19 protein-coding genes are annotated in these 14,500 nt (G+C 71.0%); 14 read left to right on the top strand and 5 right to left on the bottom strand.

Annotated features, from left to right (window positions below; genetic code table 11):
- Positions 1-165: 165 nt before the first annotated feature.
- A complete protein-coding gene (locus tag ACFYX0_RS04675; protein WP_388966273.1) occupies positions 166-1,803 on the top strand; it encodes an FUSC family protein in 1,638 nt (545 codons plus the stop codon).
- Entirely contained in the window at positions 1,800-2,429 is a 630-nt protein-coding gene (locus ACFYX0_RS04670; RefSeq protein ID WP_388966271.1) for a MarR family winged helix-turn-helix transcriptional regulator, read from the top strand. The genes ACFYX0_RS04675 and ACFYX0_RS04670 overlap by 4 nt, the downstream gene beginning before the upstream one ends.
- 67 nt (positions 2,430-2,496) lie before the next feature.
- Here ACFYX0_RS04670 and ACFYX0_RS04665 read toward each other — a convergent pair whose 3' ends face one another.
- Positions 2,497-2,955: a nuclear transport factor 2 family protein gene (locus ACFYX0_RS04665; RefSeq protein ID WP_388966268.1), complete on the bottom strand. Its 459-nt coding sequence runs from the start codon at positions 2,953-2,955 to the stop codon at positions 2,497-2,499.
- Between the two features lie 117 nt (positions 2,956-3,072).
- On the opposite strand from ACFYX0_RS04665, the gene ACFYX0_RS04660 reads away from it, so the two are divergent.
- Genes ACFYX0_RS04660 through ACFYX0_RS04650 form a run of 3 tightly spaced genes read left to right on the top strand, consistent with a single transcriptional unit; the run spans position 3,073 to position 4,147 of the window.
- Positions 3,073-3,678, top strand: a complete 606-nt coding sequence (locus ACFYX0_RS04660; RefSeq protein ID WP_388966265.1) for a hypothetical protein — start codon at positions 3,073-3,075, stop codon at positions 3,676-3,678.
- On the top strand, positions 3,669-3,935 hold the full coding sequence (locus ACFYX0_RS04655; RefSeq protein ID WP_388966262.1) for a hypothetical protein: 267 nt from the start codon (positions 3,669-3,671) through the stop codon (positions 3,933-3,935). The genes ACFYX0_RS04660 and ACFYX0_RS04655 overlap by 10 nt, the downstream gene beginning before the upstream one ends.
- Entirely contained in the window at positions 3,875-4,147 is a 273-nt protein-coding gene (locus tag ACFYX0_RS04650) for a hypothetical protein (RefSeq protein WP_388966259.1), read from the top strand. The genes ACFYX0_RS04655 and ACFYX0_RS04650 overlap by 61 nt, the downstream gene beginning before the upstream one ends.
- Before the next feature lie 12 nt (positions 4,148-4,159).
- On the opposite strand, the gene ACFYX0_RS04645 is transcribed toward ACFYX0_RS04650, so the two are convergent.
- Positions 4,160-4,930: a VOC family protein gene (locus ACFYX0_RS04645; RefSeq protein WP_388966256.1), complete on the bottom strand. Its 771-nt coding sequence runs from the start codon at positions 4,928-4,930 to the stop codon at positions 4,160-4,162.
- 60 nt (positions 4,931-4,990) lie between these two features.
- On the bottom strand, positions 4,991-5,383 hold the full coding sequence (locus ACFYX0_RS04640; RefSeq protein ID WP_388966253.1) for a VOC family protein: 393 nt from the start codon (positions 5,381-5,383) through the stop codon (positions 4,991-4,993).
- A gap of 72 nt (positions 5,384-5,455) precedes the next feature.
- Here ACFYX0_RS04640 and ACFYX0_RS04635 point away from each other — a divergent pair, with 72 nt between their 5' ends.
- Complete coding sequence (locus ACFYX0_RS04635; RefSeq protein WP_388966250.1) at positions 5,456-6,004, top strand: GNAT family N-acetyltransferase; 549 nt, start codon at positions 5,456-5,458, stop codon at positions 6,002-6,004.
- Between the two features lie 93 nt (positions 6,005-6,097).
- Here ACFYX0_RS04635 and ACFYX0_RS04630 read toward each other — a convergent pair whose 3' ends face one another.
- Positions 6,098-6,781 carry a glycerophosphodiester phosphodiesterase family protein gene (locus ACFYX0_RS04630; RefSeq protein WP_355905632.1) on the bottom strand — a complete coding sequence of 228 codons (684 nt, stop codon included), beginning with the start codon at positions 6,779-6,781 and terminating at the stop codon, positions 6,098-6,100.
- 442 nt (positions 6,782-7,223) lie between these two features.
- On the opposite strand from ACFYX0_RS04630, the gene ACFYX0_RS04625 reads away from it, so the two are divergent.
- The 4 genes from ACFYX0_RS04625 to ACFYX0_RS04610 all read left to right on the top strand — a co-directional run bounded on the left by ACFYX0_RS04625 (position 7,224) and on the right by ACFYX0_RS04610 (position 11,186).
- Complete coding sequence (locus ACFYX0_RS04625; RefSeq protein WP_388966247.1) at positions 7,224-8,621, top strand: DUF6421 family protein; 1,398 nt, start codon at positions 7,224-7,226, stop codon at positions 8,619-8,621.
- Positions 8,622-8,677: 56 nt separating this feature from the next.
- On the top strand, positions 8,678-9,430 hold the full coding sequence (locus ACFYX0_RS04620) for an SDR family NAD(P)-dependent oxidoreductase (protein ID WP_388966245.1): 753 nt from the start codon (positions 8,678-8,680) through the stop codon (positions 9,428-9,430).
- Positions 9,427-10,497 (top strand): threonine aldolase family protein, encoded by a 1,071-nt coding sequence (locus ACFYX0_RS04615; protein WP_388966243.1) that lies wholly within the window; start codon positions 9,427-9,429, stop codon positions 10,495-10,497. Before ACFYX0_RS04620 ends, ACFYX0_RS04615 begins: the two co-directional genes overlap by 4 nt.
- Before the next feature lie 95 nt (positions 10,498-10,592).
- Positions 10,593-11,186 carry a transglutaminase domain-containing protein gene (locus tag ACFYX0_RS04610; RefSeq protein WP_388966240.1) on the top strand — a complete coding sequence of 198 codons (594 nt, stop codon included), beginning with the start codon at positions 10,593-10,595 and terminating at the stop codon, positions 11,184-11,186.
- Positions 11,187-11,329: 143 nt separating this feature from the next.
- On the opposite strand, the gene ACFYX0_RS04605 is transcribed toward ACFYX0_RS04610, so the two are convergent.
- Positions 11,330-12,058: a lysophospholipid acyltransferase family protein gene (locus ACFYX0_RS04605; RefSeq protein WP_355905617.1), complete on the bottom strand. Its 729-nt coding sequence runs from the start codon at positions 12,056-12,058 to the stop codon at positions 11,330-11,332.
- Between the two features lie 285 nt (positions 12,059-12,343).
- On the opposite strand from ACFYX0_RS04605, the gene ACFYX0_RS04600 reads away from it, so the two are divergent.
- From ACFYX0_RS04600 to ACFYX0_RS04585, 4 genes are all read left to right on the top strand, one after another.
- Entirely contained in the window at positions 12,344-12,739 is a 396-nt protein-coding gene (locus tag ACFYX0_RS04600; protein ID WP_355905826.1) for a thioredoxin family protein, read from the top strand.
- Between the two features lie 127 nt (positions 12,740-12,866).
- Positions 12,867-12,947: a putative leader peptide gene (locus tag ACFYX0_RS04595; RefSeq protein WP_388966510.1), complete on the top strand. Its 81-nt coding sequence runs from the start codon at positions 12,867-12,869 to the stop codon at positions 12,945-12,947.
- 47 nt (positions 12,948-12,994) lie between these two features.
- The gene (locus ACFYX0_RS04590) at positions 12,995-13,504 is read left to right on the top strand and encodes a flavin reductase family protein (RefSeq protein WP_388966237.1); all 510 of its coding nucleotides are present in this window, start codon (positions 12,995-12,997) and stop codon (positions 13,502-13,504) included.
- A 194-nt stretch (positions 13,505-13,698) separates the two neighbouring features.
- Positions 13,699-14,484: an electron transfer flavoprotein subunit beta/FixA family protein gene (locus ACFYX0_RS04585; protein ID WP_311700845.1), complete on the top strand. Its 786-nt coding sequence runs from the start codon at positions 13,699-13,701 to the stop codon at positions 14,482-14,484.
- The last annotated feature ends 16 nt before the right edge of the window (positions 14,485-14,500 follow it).

Genomic DNA, 14,500 nt, shown 5'->3' with positions numbered 1-14,500 from the left:
CACCTCCCGCTCGACACTGAGACGGACTCAGGGGGCATGCCCGTCACCGACGGTGCGCAAGCGAGCGCACAGGGGTACGCCGGGGGAGCGTGGGGGACGCGGCGCAGGTCGTGGGGTGCGGCATGAGAATCATTTACGAGTAAAACACCTGCTAAACTTCTGGGTATGAGCAGTGCGCCCCCCAGAACCTCCCGTGTCCTGCCGCTTCCCGTGTCCGGCCTTCTGCGTCTCGGCAGGCCGTCGGAGATCTGGTTCAAGCCCGCGCTGAGCGTGGTCGCCGCGGTCGCCCCACCGAACCTGACCCTGCTCGCCCTCGGCCGCCTCGACCTCGCGGCCTACACCATGGCGGGCGCCCTCTGCGCCCTCTACGGGCACAGCCGCCCGTACGCCGCCCGTGCCCGCACGCTCGCCCTGGTCGTCCTCGGCATGCTCGGCGGCCTCGCCGTCGCCCTGCTCGCCGCCTCGCTCACCACGGACGCGGTGGTGCTGGTGACCGTCGGCGCCCTGCTCGCGGCCGTGCAGAAGGTGCTTTGCGACGCGACCCGGATCGGCCCGCCCGGGAACGTGATCTTCACCTTCATCAGCTCGGCATCGCTGTTCGTCCCGCAGACACTCGGCCAGGTGCCCGGCCATCTGGCCCTCGCCGCCGCAGGGGGTGCCTGGTCCTGGATCGTCGGCATGGCCCCCGGCCTGCTGCGGCCCCACGGACCCGAGCGCCGGGCCACCGCCCACGCGCTGACCGCGACCGCAGCGTTCACCGAGACCGGTACGGACGCCGCCCGGGCCGGTGCGGCGGCCGCGGTGCACACCGCCTGGCAGTCGCTGCTGTCCACCGGGGCCCGTTCGGCGCCGCGGCGCGCCCTGGAGCGGCTCGTCGTCCGGGCCGAGGTCGCACTCGCGGCACCCGCCGACAGCGACCCCGAGCGACTGCGGGTCTGGGCCCGAGCCCTGCGCGGCACCGGGCCGGTGCCGCAGCCGGACGACCTCGGCGAGGCCGCCGACGAACTCCTCGGTGTCGAGGCCGAACTCGACAGCCTGGCGCCCCCGCTGCATCGCAGGCTCGGCCCGCTCGGTCCCCTCGCCCTGCGCACCGCGATCGGCTGCGCGCTGGCCGGATACGCCTCGCTCGCGTTCGGCGTCGGTCGCCCTTACTGGGCGCTGGTGACCGCCGCCTCGCTCTACCAGGCCAACGTCACCCTCACCTGGAGCCGCGGCGTCCAGCGCGTCGTAGGCAATCTGGTCGGCGTTCTGCTGTTCGCTGCCATCGCACCGCTCGCCCACCAGAGCCGGCTGTCCCTCGTGCTGTGCGGCCTCGCGCTCAACTTCGGCGCCGAGGCGCTGATCGGCCGCAACTACTGGCTCGGCAGCGTCTGCGTGACCCCGATGGCCCTGCTCATCACCGAGTTCGCCCACTACCAGGAGCCCGGCACGCTGATGGCCGACCGCGTCCTGGACACGCTCGTCGGAGCGCTCCTCGGCTTCGTCGCTGCCGTCGCCGTCACCAACCGGCGCGCCGGTGACCGTATCGAGAACGCCCTCGCCGACCTGGAGCGGGCCCGGGTGCACGCCAGCGGTGCGGTGGCCGCGGAGCACCCCGAACCGGGCTCCCTGGAGACCGCGCGCCGTGGTCTCGCCGCCGCGGTGGTGGACCTGCGCGCCGTGGCCGACGCGGCGGCCGGCGAGTGGTGGCAGCGCGCCCTGCCGCAGGAGCGGGTGCTGCGCGCCGAACAGGCCGGACACCGTACGCTCGCCGCGACGGTACGACGGCAGGGACTGCACACCGCGGAAGGCGCACGGGCATGACGGCAGGGAACGGACGGGCTGCGGCCGCGGGCGGCGAGGACGCGGACGGACGAGAGGCTGTCGGGCCGGGGGCACCTGGCCCTGCCGCTGCGGCCGCCGGTGCCGTGGTCGGGCGTGGCCGCGTCAGCGACACCGTCGCCGGCGTGGTGCGCCAGTGGCAGGCCGTCCGCCCCGACATCGACACCGGTCCCATGGAGATCATCGGGCGGGTCAACCGCTGCGCCGCCCTGCTCCAGCAGGCCGAGGACGCACCGCTGCGCCGCGCGGGGCTCACCCGGCCCGAGTTCGACGTCCTCGGCACGCTGCGGCGTACCGGCCACGAGCTGACGCCTGGTGAGATCGCCCGTGAGACGTTCTCCTCCGGCGCCGCGGTCACCAAGCGCCTCAAGCAGCTCACCGAACGCGGACTGGTCGAGCGGCGCGGCGACACCCGGGATCGCCGGGTCGCCCATGTCCGCCTCACCGACGCGGGCCACGACCTGGTCGACGCCGTCCTGCCCGAGCAGCTCACCTACGAGACGGCGGTCCTCTCCGGCCTGGACGGCCAGGAACAGTCGCAGCTCGCGTCGCTGCTCGGGGAGTTGCTGTTCCAGCTGGAGGGACGGCTCGGCGCACCGCGCGGCTGAGCGCCCACCGCCGACCCGACCGTGGCGCGCGGACCGGCCGCACCGGGCCGCGCAGCACCGACAGGGCCTAAGCGCCCACACCCAGAGGCGGGCGGCCCCTCGTCCATATCGGCCGGACCGTCACATGGCTGAAGCGCCAGCCCCCGGAGGTCCGGCGCAGCTCTGCGTCGAAACGGCCGCCGACGGTGAAGAGCGGATCGGTGCCGGCCCCGTACTCCCGGAGTGTGGCGTCGTCGTGCACATGGGTCATCAGAGCGTTCCAGGAGGCGCCTGCGCGGTCGGCCCCGGCGGCCGCGTCGACGACGACCCCGGACACGAGGTGCTGCGTGCGGTCGTAGCGGCCGAGCGCCTCCTCCGTGGCGCGGACGGCAACGGCCCCGTGGAAGGTGCCCAAGGGCGTTTCCATGCCGGAGTCCTCGGTGAGGAAGTCGTCGGTCCAGCCACTTGCGAACGTCCGCTCGTCCAGCGCCCGGAAGAACCGGTCGACGAGCAGGGTGATCTCTGCGTGATCGTCCTGTGCGGTCATGAGCAGAGCCTTCTGCCTCAAGCGCACTTGAGGTCAAGCCCCCGCCTGCCCGGTCGGCCGCACTGTCCGAGGCGCGCCGTAGGGTTCGCGGAACCTCGCCGTCCCTGGGAGATTCGCGTGCCTGCTCGTGCCCGGCTCCATGCCACCGTCCCCGCTCTCATGCCCTCGGCGCAGAGCGACACCCCGGCCCTGCTCGGTCCGCCCGGGCGCCGGATGCTCGTCCAGCGGGACGACGACGCGATCGTGGCCCAGCCCCTGGACGACACCGCGCTCACACCGTCCGACGCCGAGGTCCGCTTTCCCGCGCCCTGGCCACGCCGGCGCGGGCCCTGGGCGGTCGCGCCGGACGCGAGCCTGGCGGTCTTGGCGGGTGTCCACGCGGTGCGGGCGGTGGAGCCGTCCGGCGCGACGCGCTGGGAGGTCCGGCACGGCTGCTGGTACGGCGCCTGCCTGGAGATGCACCAGTCGTACGACGACTACGCGGACCGCGAGGACCATCGGTACCCGGAGCGCGGCTCGGCCGGGTTCTCGGCCGACGGGAAGCTCGTCTGGGCGCACATACGCGGTCCGCTGCCCGAAGGCGAGCTGAGCCCGGACACGTCGACGAGTGGCTGGTCCTGGACGTGGCGGACGGGCGCGTGCTCGCCCGGGCGGACGCCGAGGCCGCGGCGTCCGGCAGCTTCCACCTGCCCGACCCGGCCGATCCGCAGCAGATGGGGCTGAGCATCGGCGAAGGGCAGGACGGGGCGCCCCTGCGCTGGGGCCGCTGGGACGGACAAGAGCTCGGCGTCGATCACTTCGAGGGCGACCTCGCCCTGCTGAGCGTGAGCCCCTCGGGCGAGCGGCTCATGACCGTGACCCACTGTCAGGAAGCACTCGCCGTGCGTGACACCCGTGGGCTTGTCCTGGAGGGCGCCGAGTGGGACGCCGCTCCCAGGCATCCCGACGCCGAGCCGGACAACGACGAGGCGCTGCCCTGACCGTCGAGGGCGACGAGGAGTGGTGCGAGGGCCGGCACTGGCTCATCGACCCCTCGGGGACGCGTGAACTCGTGCAGATCACCTACCCGTTCCCGGTCACCTGCCCGCCCACCGCGGTGGGTGACGGCACCTGGTTCACCCTGTCCGCGTCCCGCGACGCCGTGCATGTGTGGACCCTGGAGACACCGCCGGAGGACCGGCCCGGGGACTGACCCCGTGGGGCGTCATGCCCGGCTCTCCTCGGGGGCCGTGTAGATACCGAAGATCGCGCCCTCCGGGTCTTTCAGGAGGGCGATACGACGCCCGCCCGGGAGCGATGTAGGTTCCATGAGGATGCTCCCGCCCGCGCCCGTGGCGACGGACGCCATGGCGTCCACGTCCTCGACCGCGAAGTACGGCAGCCAGTGCGACGGCACCTCGGGCGGGAACCGGTCGCCCATGGTCATCATGCCGCCGAAGTCGGCGCCGGCGACGCCCCATTGCGTGTAGTACTCGGAGGGGTTCACGCTCCAGCCGAAGACCGTCGTGTAGAAGTCGGTGACCCGGTCCGGGGCGCGGGTCAGCAGTTCCACCCAGCCGAGCGTGCCCGGCGCGTTGAACAGCCCCGCACCCGGGAAGCCCCTCGGCTGCCACATCTGGAAGGCCGCGCCGCCCGGATCGACGGCGACCGTGAAGCGGCCCGCGTCGTGGATGTCCAGCGGCCCCAGGATCAGCGTGCCGCCCGCCGCCCGCACCGCCTCGGCCGCCGCGTCGGCGTCGTTCACCGAGAACGCCACGTTCCAGGCGACCGGCTGCCCCTCCTGGTGCAGCGGGGCAAGGGCCGCGACCGCCGCGTCACCGAGGTGGGCGACCGTGTAACCGCCCGACTCCTGCCGGGGATCCGTCTCCGGACGCCAGCCGAACAGCTCGGTGTAGAACCGCTCGGCCGCCGCCAGATCGCTGGTCCCCAGTTCGGCCCAGCACGGTCCGCCGGTCACCGGTTTCTCGAGCTTCATGGGGTCCTCCCGTGACGCGCACCCCTCCAGCAGGCTATGCCCCCCGCCCCGGCGACGGCATCAGATGCCGGGACGGTGGCGCAGGGGATGATCGGCCGGGATCTCCACCAGCACGATCCGGGTGCCGTCCGGGTCCGCGATCCACATCTCGATCAGTCCCCACGGCTCCTTGACCGGGGGTCGCACGATCTCGACGCCGGCACCGGCCAGCTCCTTGTGCGCGGCCGTGACGTCCTGCACCTGGAGCCAGAGCCTCAGCGCAGGGGAGGGCGGTGTCTCACCGCGGCCGGAGACCTCGAGGAAGCCACCGCCGAGGAAGTACACGACCCCGCGTTCCGGGCCCGCACCGAACTCCCGGTAGACCGCCAGCCCGAGTTTCTCGCCGTAGAACGCCCGGGAACGCTCGGGGTCGGTGGGACGCAGGAGAACGCGGCTGTTCAGTACGTGGACCATGCAAACGGAGCCTAGCGGGAGCGTTACGCTCAACGGTGCCCGCGCCGCGCCACTGATCGGAGGAACAAACCCATGGAGAGCGCCGCCACCGCCACCACAGGCCTGATCTTCCGCGACGCCACCCAAGGTGACGTCGACGCGCTGGTCGCGCTGATCGAGTCGGCCTACCGCGGCGACGCCAGCCGGGCCGGATGGACGACCGAGGCGGACATCCTGGAGGGACAGCGGACCGACCCGGCGGGCGTGCTCCAGGTCATCGAGTCGCCCGGCAGCCGGTTGCTCACGGTCGAGCGCGACGGCGTGGTCGTCGCCTGCTGCCAGCTCGAACACCGCGGGGAGGCCGCCTACTTCGGCATGTTCGCGGTGAGCCCCACGCTCCAGGGCGAGGGCCTGGGCAAGACGGTGATCGCCGAGGCGGAGCGCATGGCCCGTGCGACCTGGGGCGTCACGGAGATGCACATGACGGTGATCTCCGTCCGCGACGACCTCATCGCCTGGTACGAGCGGCGCGGCTACCGCCGTACGGGACGGATGACCCCCTTCCCGTACGGCGACGAGCGCTTCGGCATCCCGCAGCGCGACGACCTCCAGTTCGAACTGCTGGTCAAGCCGCTGGTCTGACCTCCTGCGCGATGCACGGCGCGACGTGCACGCCGGGCCTGCGGCGGTGCGGGAAACCGTTCGAGCGGGGCCGTACGTACGTTCGCGGCGACCTCAGGCGGTGAAGCGGCCGGTGCGCCTGATCTCCGGGTAGTCCGTGGTCGCGCCGTCCAGTTCCAGGGCGCGGACGAGCCGCAGATGGTCCAGGGTGTTCACGACCCAGGCGATGATCCTCAGGTCCGCCTTGCGCGCGTGCTCGACGACCTCCAGGGTCAGCCGGCGGATGTTGAGGCAGACGGTCCCCGCCCCCGCCGCGACGGCTTCGTCCACCACGTCGGTGCCGTAGCGGCCGGCGATCAGCGCGGTGCGCACGCCGGGGACCAGCCGGGCGATCTCGGTGATCGCCTCTGCTTGGAACGACGACACCTCGACCCGGCCGACGAGGTCCCGGCGGTGCATCACCTCGGCCAGTGCCCGCGCCGCGGCCACGTCCTTGATCTCCGCCTGGAGCGGTGTCCGCACCGCGTCCAGGACCTCCTCGAAGACGGGGACCCGCTCACCGAGGCCCGCGTCGAGCGCGCGCAGCTCGGCGACGGTCTTCTCGGCGATCGGCCCGGTGCCGTCGGTCGTCCGGTCCACTTCGGCGTCGTGCATGATCACGAGGGCGCCGTCCTTGCTCAGATGCAGATCGAGCTCGATCAGATCGAGGCCCGCACGCTCCGCGGCGACAAACGACCGGAGGGTGTTCTCGGGTTCGACACCCATGACTCCGCGGTGACCGATGGTGAGGAAGTTCAAGGTTCAACTCGCTTCCGTCGACGGCGGCTCGGCTGCCGCGAGGCGTTCCCGCACCGTCGCGGCAGGGCGCAGCCTAGTGGTCCCGGTGTGAGCTGAACCCGCTCCTGTACGGGGCAACGGGCGCATGGCGCGGCGCGAAACCGGATGGACAGAGCCGGGCGGGTGTCACTCCAGGGTGGGCGCGTCATACCGCCGTTGACCGTCGCCCCGATCGCCCGCCGCCTCCTGGGATGGCCGAAAACGTACGACTGCCCATGCGCCGTCGCGGCCTCTTCGCGCCCCGCCGATGTGTCGCGGATGTCACGCACGCTTCGGTTCCCGGCAGGAAAAAGAGCGGTGTGGATGGGAGCGGGCAGGATAATTTCCCGATCGTCCTCTTGCTGGGAGAAACACTCGCCGCATACGGTGTCCCTACTTGAGGTTCTTCCGCGGAGGATGGGTCATGACGGAAATTCTTGTGCAGGTGGGTACGGAGGGGAAGGTTCCTCCGCAGGACAAGGTGGTGGACCACCCGGCCTGGCCCGTGCTCAAGGGTGCCGTGGAGCGGATCCGGCCATGGCAGTCCAAGGACGGCTCGATCGACTTCGACGCCGAGGGCGCCCCCGAGCGTACGGCCGTCGAGGAGGCCGTGAGCGATGTGGTGCGGGCCGTCGAGGAGCTCGCGCTGCTGCTGCCGCACGACGCCGCCTACCACGAGGCGCTCGTCAAGGACCTGCGCCGGTGGGCCGACGGGGGCTTCCAGGTCCCCGACTTCCTGGACTCGTTGCTGGCCTTCCAGCCCGCCGCCGACCGCCAGGACGGCCTCCAGCACCTGGTCGTCTTCCCGATGTACACGCAGAACGGCAACCCCGACCGCAACCTCGAGGCGGTCGTCCTGCGCATGGTGTGGCCGGAGTGGCTCGCCGAGCTGGAGGCCACCCGCTACGACAACCCGCTGTTCTGCGGCATCACCTTCGAGGACTTCACGGCCGGCTACGACACCAACTCGGCCGTCCTCTTCCCGGAGACCATCGCCGTGCGTGAGGCGCCGGAACGTTTCTCCTGGGGCGGCATCTTCTGCGACCGTGAGGCCGCGCGCTTCCGCCGGGTCACCGCGGCGGCCGTCGACCTCCTGGGCCTCGAGCTGCCCGAGGACATCGCCGCCATGGTGCACGACCAGGAGCGCTGCCAGCAGGCGTTCGTCCTCTGGGACATGGTCCACGACCGCACCCACAGCCACGGCGACCTGCCGTTCGACCCGTTCATGATCAAGCAGCGCCAGCCGTTCTGGATGTACGGCCTGGAGGAGCTGCGCTGCGACCTCACCGCCTTCAAGGAGGCCGTGCGGCTGGATGCCGATGGCTTCCCGCAGGGCCGTGACGTGCAGTACGCGGTGCTCTTCGACCGTATGTTCCGCTTCCCCGTCACCGGTGAGCGCGTCCGCAACTACGACGGCCTCGGCGGCCAGCTGCTCTTCGCCTACCTGCACAAGCACGACGTGGTGCGCTGGACCGACAACAAGCTCTCCATCGACTGGCAGCGTGCGCCGGAGATCACCAACCAGCTGTGCGCCGAGATCGAGACGCTGTACCGGGACGGCATCGACCGCCCGAAGCTCGTGCACTGGTTCGCCGCCTACGAGCTGGTCTCCACCTACCTGGCCCCGCACCCGGGCTCCAAGTGGGCCAAGGGCCCCGAGGCCCTCGACCTGAGCCAGCCGCCGCGCAAGCTCGTGGACGACGTGCTTGCGGACGAGTTTCCCCTGAGCATGTTCTATGAGGCGCTCCAGAAGAAGCTGAAGAACGTGATCGCCTCCACCAAGGGCATCACCGCGGAGACCGCCGAGCGAGTCGCCGCGTGAGCGCCCGCGCCGTGGGTACGGCTGATGCAGCGGACGCTGTTCGGGAGGCGAGGACCATGCGGAACGGGAACGGACCACTGAGTGGCGCGGTGATCGCGGTGGCCGGCGCGGGCGGAGCGGCCGGCCGGGCGACGCTGCTGAGGCTGGCCGAGGCGGGCGCGACCGTCGTGGCCTCGGACAACGACCCCGAGCGGCTCGCGGAGGCCGTCGACGCGGCTCGCTACGCGCTCGGCGGCTCGACGGTCACCGGGGACACGGTGGACCTGCTCGACCTGCAGTCCACCCGTGACTGGGCCACCCATGTCGAGAAGGACTTCGGGCGGGTCGACGGGCTGGTGCACCTGGTCGGCGGCTGGCGCGGCAGCGAGACCTTCACCAAGACCAGCCTCGACGACTGGGACTTCCTCGAACTGCTGCTCGTGCGCACCGTGCAGCACACCTCCCTCGCGTTCCACGAGGCGCTGCAGCGCAGCGAGCGCGGCCGCTACGTCCTGATCAGCGCATCGGGTGCGAGCAAGCCCACCGCGGGCAACGCCGCCTACGCCGCCGCCAAGGCCGCCGCCGAGGCCTGGACGCTGGCGATGGCCGACTACTTCCGCAAGGCCGGGGGCGAGCAGGGGCCGACGTCGGCAGCTGTGATCCTGGTGGTGAAGGCGTTGGTGCACGACGCGATGCGCGCGGAGCGCCCCAATGCGAAGTTCGCGGGCTTCACGGACGTCAAGGACCTGGCCGAGGCCATCACCGGCGTCTGGAGCGAGCCCGCCGCGGAAGTGAACGGAAAACGCCTGTGGCTGACCGAGAAGCCGTGAACCCCCCCAAGACCGACGCGCGCCGCCGTCACGACCCGGAGGTCCGCGGTTTCGCCAGCGACAACTACGCCGGGGCCCACCCGGAGGTGCTCGCCGCCCTGGCCGTGGCCAACGGCGGGCACCAGGTCGCGTATGGCGAGGACGTCTACACCGAGAACCTCCAGCAGATTATCCGCGGTCACTTCGGCTCCACAGCCGAGGCGTTCCCGGTGTTCAACGGCACCGGCGCGAACGTCGTCGCGCTCCAGGCCGTCACCGACCGCTGGGGAGCGGTGATCTGCGCGGAGAGCGCGCACATCAACGTCGACGAGGGCGGCGCCCCCGAGCGCATGGGCGGCCTCAAGCTGCTCACCGTGCCCACGCCCGACGGCAAGCTCACCCCCGAGCTGATCGACCGGCAGGCGTACGGCTGGGACGACGAGCACCGCGCCATGCCACAGGTCGTCTCGATCACCCAGAGCACCGAGCTGGGCACCCTCTACACGCCCGACGAGATCCGCGCGATCTGCGAGCACGCCCACGCCCACGGGATGAAGGTGCACCTGGACGGCTCCCGGATAGCCAACGCGGCCGCCTCCCTGAACGTGCCGATGCGGGCGTTCACCAACGCGGTCGGCGTCGACATCCTCTCGCTGGGCGGCACGAAGAACGGCGCGCTGTTCGGCGAGGCCGTCGTCGTGATCAACCAGGACGCCGTCAGCCATATGAAGCACCTGCGCAAGCTGTCGATGCAGCTCGCGTCGAAGATGCGCTTCGTGTCGGTGCAGCTGGAGGCCCTGCTGGCCAAGGATCTGTGGCTGCGCAACGCGCGTCACGCCAACGAGATGGCACAGCGGCTCGCGGAGGGCGTGCGGTCCGTGCACGGGGTGGAGATCCTTTACCCGGTGCAGGCCAACGGCATCTTCGCCAAGCTCCCGAACGAGGTGAGCGAGCGGCTGCAGCAGCGGTTCCGGTTCTACTTCTGGGACGAGGCCGCCGGCGTCGTCCGCTGGATGTGCGCCTACGACACCACCGAGGACGACGTGGACCGGTTCCTGGCGGCGCTGAAGGAGGAGATGGCGCGCTAGGCGTCCTTCGGCCGTTGGCTCGCCTCCCGCATAAATATGCGGCCGATCGAAAGGTCATTGACCTTCGATCGGCCGCATTCCTATGCTCTGAAACCATGGAGATGATCCAGCAAACGCCGGACCTGTCCGACTATTTGGCCGCGGACGACGTCATCGACCATCATCATCCGGTGGTGCGCGCAACGGCCATGCGTCTGGCCGGGCAGGTGGCGGACTCGTATGCCTATGCGCAAGCCGCCTATGAGTTCGTACGCGACACCATCCCGCACTCCGCCGACAGCGGTGACCTGCGCGTCACCTGGCGCGCCTCCGACGTCCTCCGGGAGCGCACCGGTGTCTGCTACGCCAAGGCGCACGCCCTGGCCGCGCTGCTGCGCGCGGAGGACATCCCGGTGGCCTTGTGCTACCAGCGGCTGCTGCACGACGACGGCAGCGGCCATGCCGTGCACGGACTGGTCGCCGTCCGGTTCCACGGTGCCTGGCACCGGCAGGATCCCCGCGGGAACAAGCCCGGGGTGGACGCCCGGTTCTCCCTGGACGGGGAGCGGCTGGCCTGGGTCCCCGACGAGAAGTCCGGCGAGGTGGACTACCCGGACCTGTATGCCGAACCTCATCCCGCCGTACTGGACGCCCTCAGAGCCGCACCCGACCGGCCGGCCCTCTGGAAGGCGCTCCCCGCCGCGCTCTGAGGCGGGCGACGACGCTCGTGAACGGGCCCGGCGCCGAGGGAGCACGGGCGGTGAGTGACCGGGGCCGGTGCCGAACTTGCCGAAATGCCGGAGAAGTTGAGCCCCGGGGCGCGAGTCGCGGTGCGCGCCCCGCCTGATCCGGCTCAGTGCGCCTCGGCGGCGCGCAGTTCCTCCATGGTCGGAGCGGTGCCGCCGAGGTGGGCCGGCAGCCACCACGCGTCCTCGGGCCCCTTCGGGCGTCCGGGGTAGGCGCGCTGGGCGGTCTCCAGCAGCTCCTGGACGCGCCCGCGCAGCTGGCGGGTGAGCGCGCCCGCGTACGAGTCCCGCGGGGCTTCGATCGGCTCACCGACCCGGATGGTGACCGGAGTGTGGCTGCGCTTGAGGTTGCGTGGGTGGCCCTTGGTCCACAGCCGCTGGGTGCCCCAGACCGCCATCGGGACCACCGGGACGCCCGCTTCCTGGGCCAGCCGTACCGCGCCCGACTTGAAGCTCTTCAGGGTGAACGACTGGGAGATCGTGGCCTCGGGGAAGACGCCGATGACCTCGCCCGACCGCAGCGAGTCCAGCGCGTGCGCATAGGCGGCCTCGCCCTGCTTGCGATCCACCGGGATGTGCTTCATGGCGCGCATCAGCGGGCCGGAGATCCGGTGCCGGAAGACGGACTCCTTGGCCATGAAGCGGACCAGGCGCTTCTGCGGCAGGGCCGCCAGGCCATTGAAGATGAAGTCCAGATAGCTGATGTGATTGCTCACCAGCACCGCACCGCCCGAGCGCGGGATGTTCTCCGAGCCCTTGCAGTCGATCTTCAGGTCCCATGCCTTGAACATCGTGAGGGCGAGACCGATGACGGGGCGGTAGACGAGCTCAGCCATGGACGCGGTGGACCCTTCTCTCTGCCTGGGAAGGGACTCCCGGCGGAAGTTACGCAGCCGTAGGTTTACGGCGTCTCGCAGATCGTGCCCCAAGAACGGACGAGGGGCCAGTTCTGGCGCCCGTGTGCGGCGAGATCCTCATCACGTCAGCGGTATGACCCATCGTGAGCTTTTCGTCTGGTCATATTCCTTGTGTCGGGGTCACGTGTCCTACGGGCGGATACCGCCCGCGGGAATCATTGCGGACCCATGGACGCTGCAACGGAGAATGACCGGATGTGTGACATGTGGCCGTGCTTGCCCCGGGCGGGCGTCGGCGATGTGCCGCGGTGGCGGCGGAGCGGGAGAGTGAGCGTGCGCGGGCGGGACGAGGAAACGCGGCTCGGGGCGACCGAGTTGGGTCAGGGGCTCGGCGAGCGGGCGACGCTGGTCCAGTTCTCCAGCGCCTTCTGCGCGCCCTGCCGGGCCACGCGGCGCGTCCTCGCACAGGTCGCCGGGATGGTGCCCGGGGTCGCTCATGTGGAGATCGACGCCGAGCAGCGGCTCGAACTCGTCCGCGCGCTCGGCATCCTCAAGACGCCGACCGTGCTCGTCCTGGACGCGGACGGGCGCATCGTACGGCGGGCGACGGGGCAGCCCCGCAGGGCGGACGTCATCGCCGCCCTGGGCGAGGCCGTGTGAGGCCCCCGGCGAGCGCCGCCGGGTATTTTGACACCATATGAGGTGAACCGTGAGGCAGCCGGTGACTCATCTCCCGGATCCCGGTGCGCACTTGACTGCGCGCACCACCTATCGTCAGTCTGACCGTATGCCCCCGGAACTCCTTCTCTTCGAGCGTGTCCATGTGGACCTGGCCCGCACCTCGAGTGCCTGCTGTCCGGCCCGGTGACCGGCCACGGTTCCTCCTCCACGCCTCTCTCGCAGAAGGACAGCTCCATGACGGCAACGCCCGGCCTCGACGCCACCCGGCTCGCTTCCCCGGACCTGCTGCGCGCGGTCTTCCGCCGGCATGCCGCGGGAGTCGCGGTGATCACCGCCCGGGGGGACGACGGCCCGGTCGGCTTCACCGCCACCTCCCTCACCTCCGTCTCCGCCGAGCCTCCGCTCGTCTCCTTCGGTATCGGCCTCGGCGCCTCCAGCTGGCCCGCCGTCTCCCAAGCCGGCCATGTCGGCGTGCACATACTCGGCGAGCATCAGGAGGCGCTGGCCGGCACCTTCGCCCGTAGCGGGGCCGACCGCTTCGGTGCGCCCACCGGCTGGCGCGAGGGGCCGCACGGTGTCCCCGTGCTGGACGACGTGCTGGCCTGGCTCGTCTGCCGTGTGGTGGCACGGGTGCCCGCAGGCGACCATCGCCTGGTGGTCGCCGAGGTCGTCCACGGCGACCCGTCCGGCACCGGCCGCCCGCTGCTCTACCACCAGGGGCGCTTCAACGGGCTGCGTGACTGAACCTACTCGCCGGTTACGCAGCGTTGCCAAGGTCACAGTTCAAAGCGCTTGCTTAGCGGGCATGGAGTAGGTGTACTGGCGAGTAATATTTCGTTCGGAGCGCGGGGTCGCCCCGACCGGGATCGGCCGCTTCAGGCGCCTATGCTGCCTGCAAGAAGGCAGCCCAGAAATGACGATGCAGTAGGAGAGCCGGCGTGAGCTTGAGGATCGTTGTCACTGTGAAGTACGTGCCCGACGCCACTGGCGACCGGCACTTCGCCGATGACCTGACCGTCGACCGGGACGACGTGGACGGTCTGCTCTCCGAGCTGGACGAGTACGCTGTCGAGCAGGCGCTGCAGATCGCGGAGGACGCCGACGACGCCGAGGTCACCGTGCTGACCGTGGGTCCGGAGGACGCCAAGGACGCGCTGCGCAAGGCCCTGTCGATGGGTGCCGACAAGGCGATCCACGTCGAGGACGACGACCTGCACGGCACCGACGCCATCGGCACCTCGCTGGTGCTGGCCAAGGCCATCGAGAAGGCCGGCTACGACCTGGTGATCTCCGGCATGGCCTCCACCGACGGCACCATGGGTGTCGTGCCGGCGCTGCTGGCCGAGCGCCTGGGCGTGCCGCAGGTGACGCTGCTGTCCCAGGTGTCCGTCGAGGACGGCACCGTGAAGGGCCGCCGCGACGGCGACGCCGCCTCGGAGCAGCTGGAGGCGTCCCTGCCGGCCGTCGTGTCGGTCACCGACCAGTCGGGCGAGGCGCGCTACCCGTCCTTCAAGGGCATCATGGCGGCCAAGAAGAAGCCGGTGGAGTCCTGGGACCTCTCGGACCTGGACATCGAGGCCGACGAGGTCGGTCTCGAGAACGCCTGGACCGCGGTCGAGGCCGTCGCCGAGCGCCCGGCGCGCACCGCGGGCACCATCGTCAAGGACGAGGGCGAGGGCGGCAAGCAGCTCGCTGAGTTCCTCGCGAGCCAGAAGTTCATCTAAGGCTCCTCAGCCTGAC

This window comes from Streptomyces sp. NPDC002573 (genome assembly GCF_042889625.1).
GTDB lineage: Bacteria > Actinomycetota > Actinomycetes > Streptomycetales > Streptomycetaceae > Streptomyces > Streptomyces gibsoniae.
The sequence above is the reverse complement of the archived record's forward strand: the minus strand, read 5'-3'. Positions and strand labels throughout refer to the sequence as shown.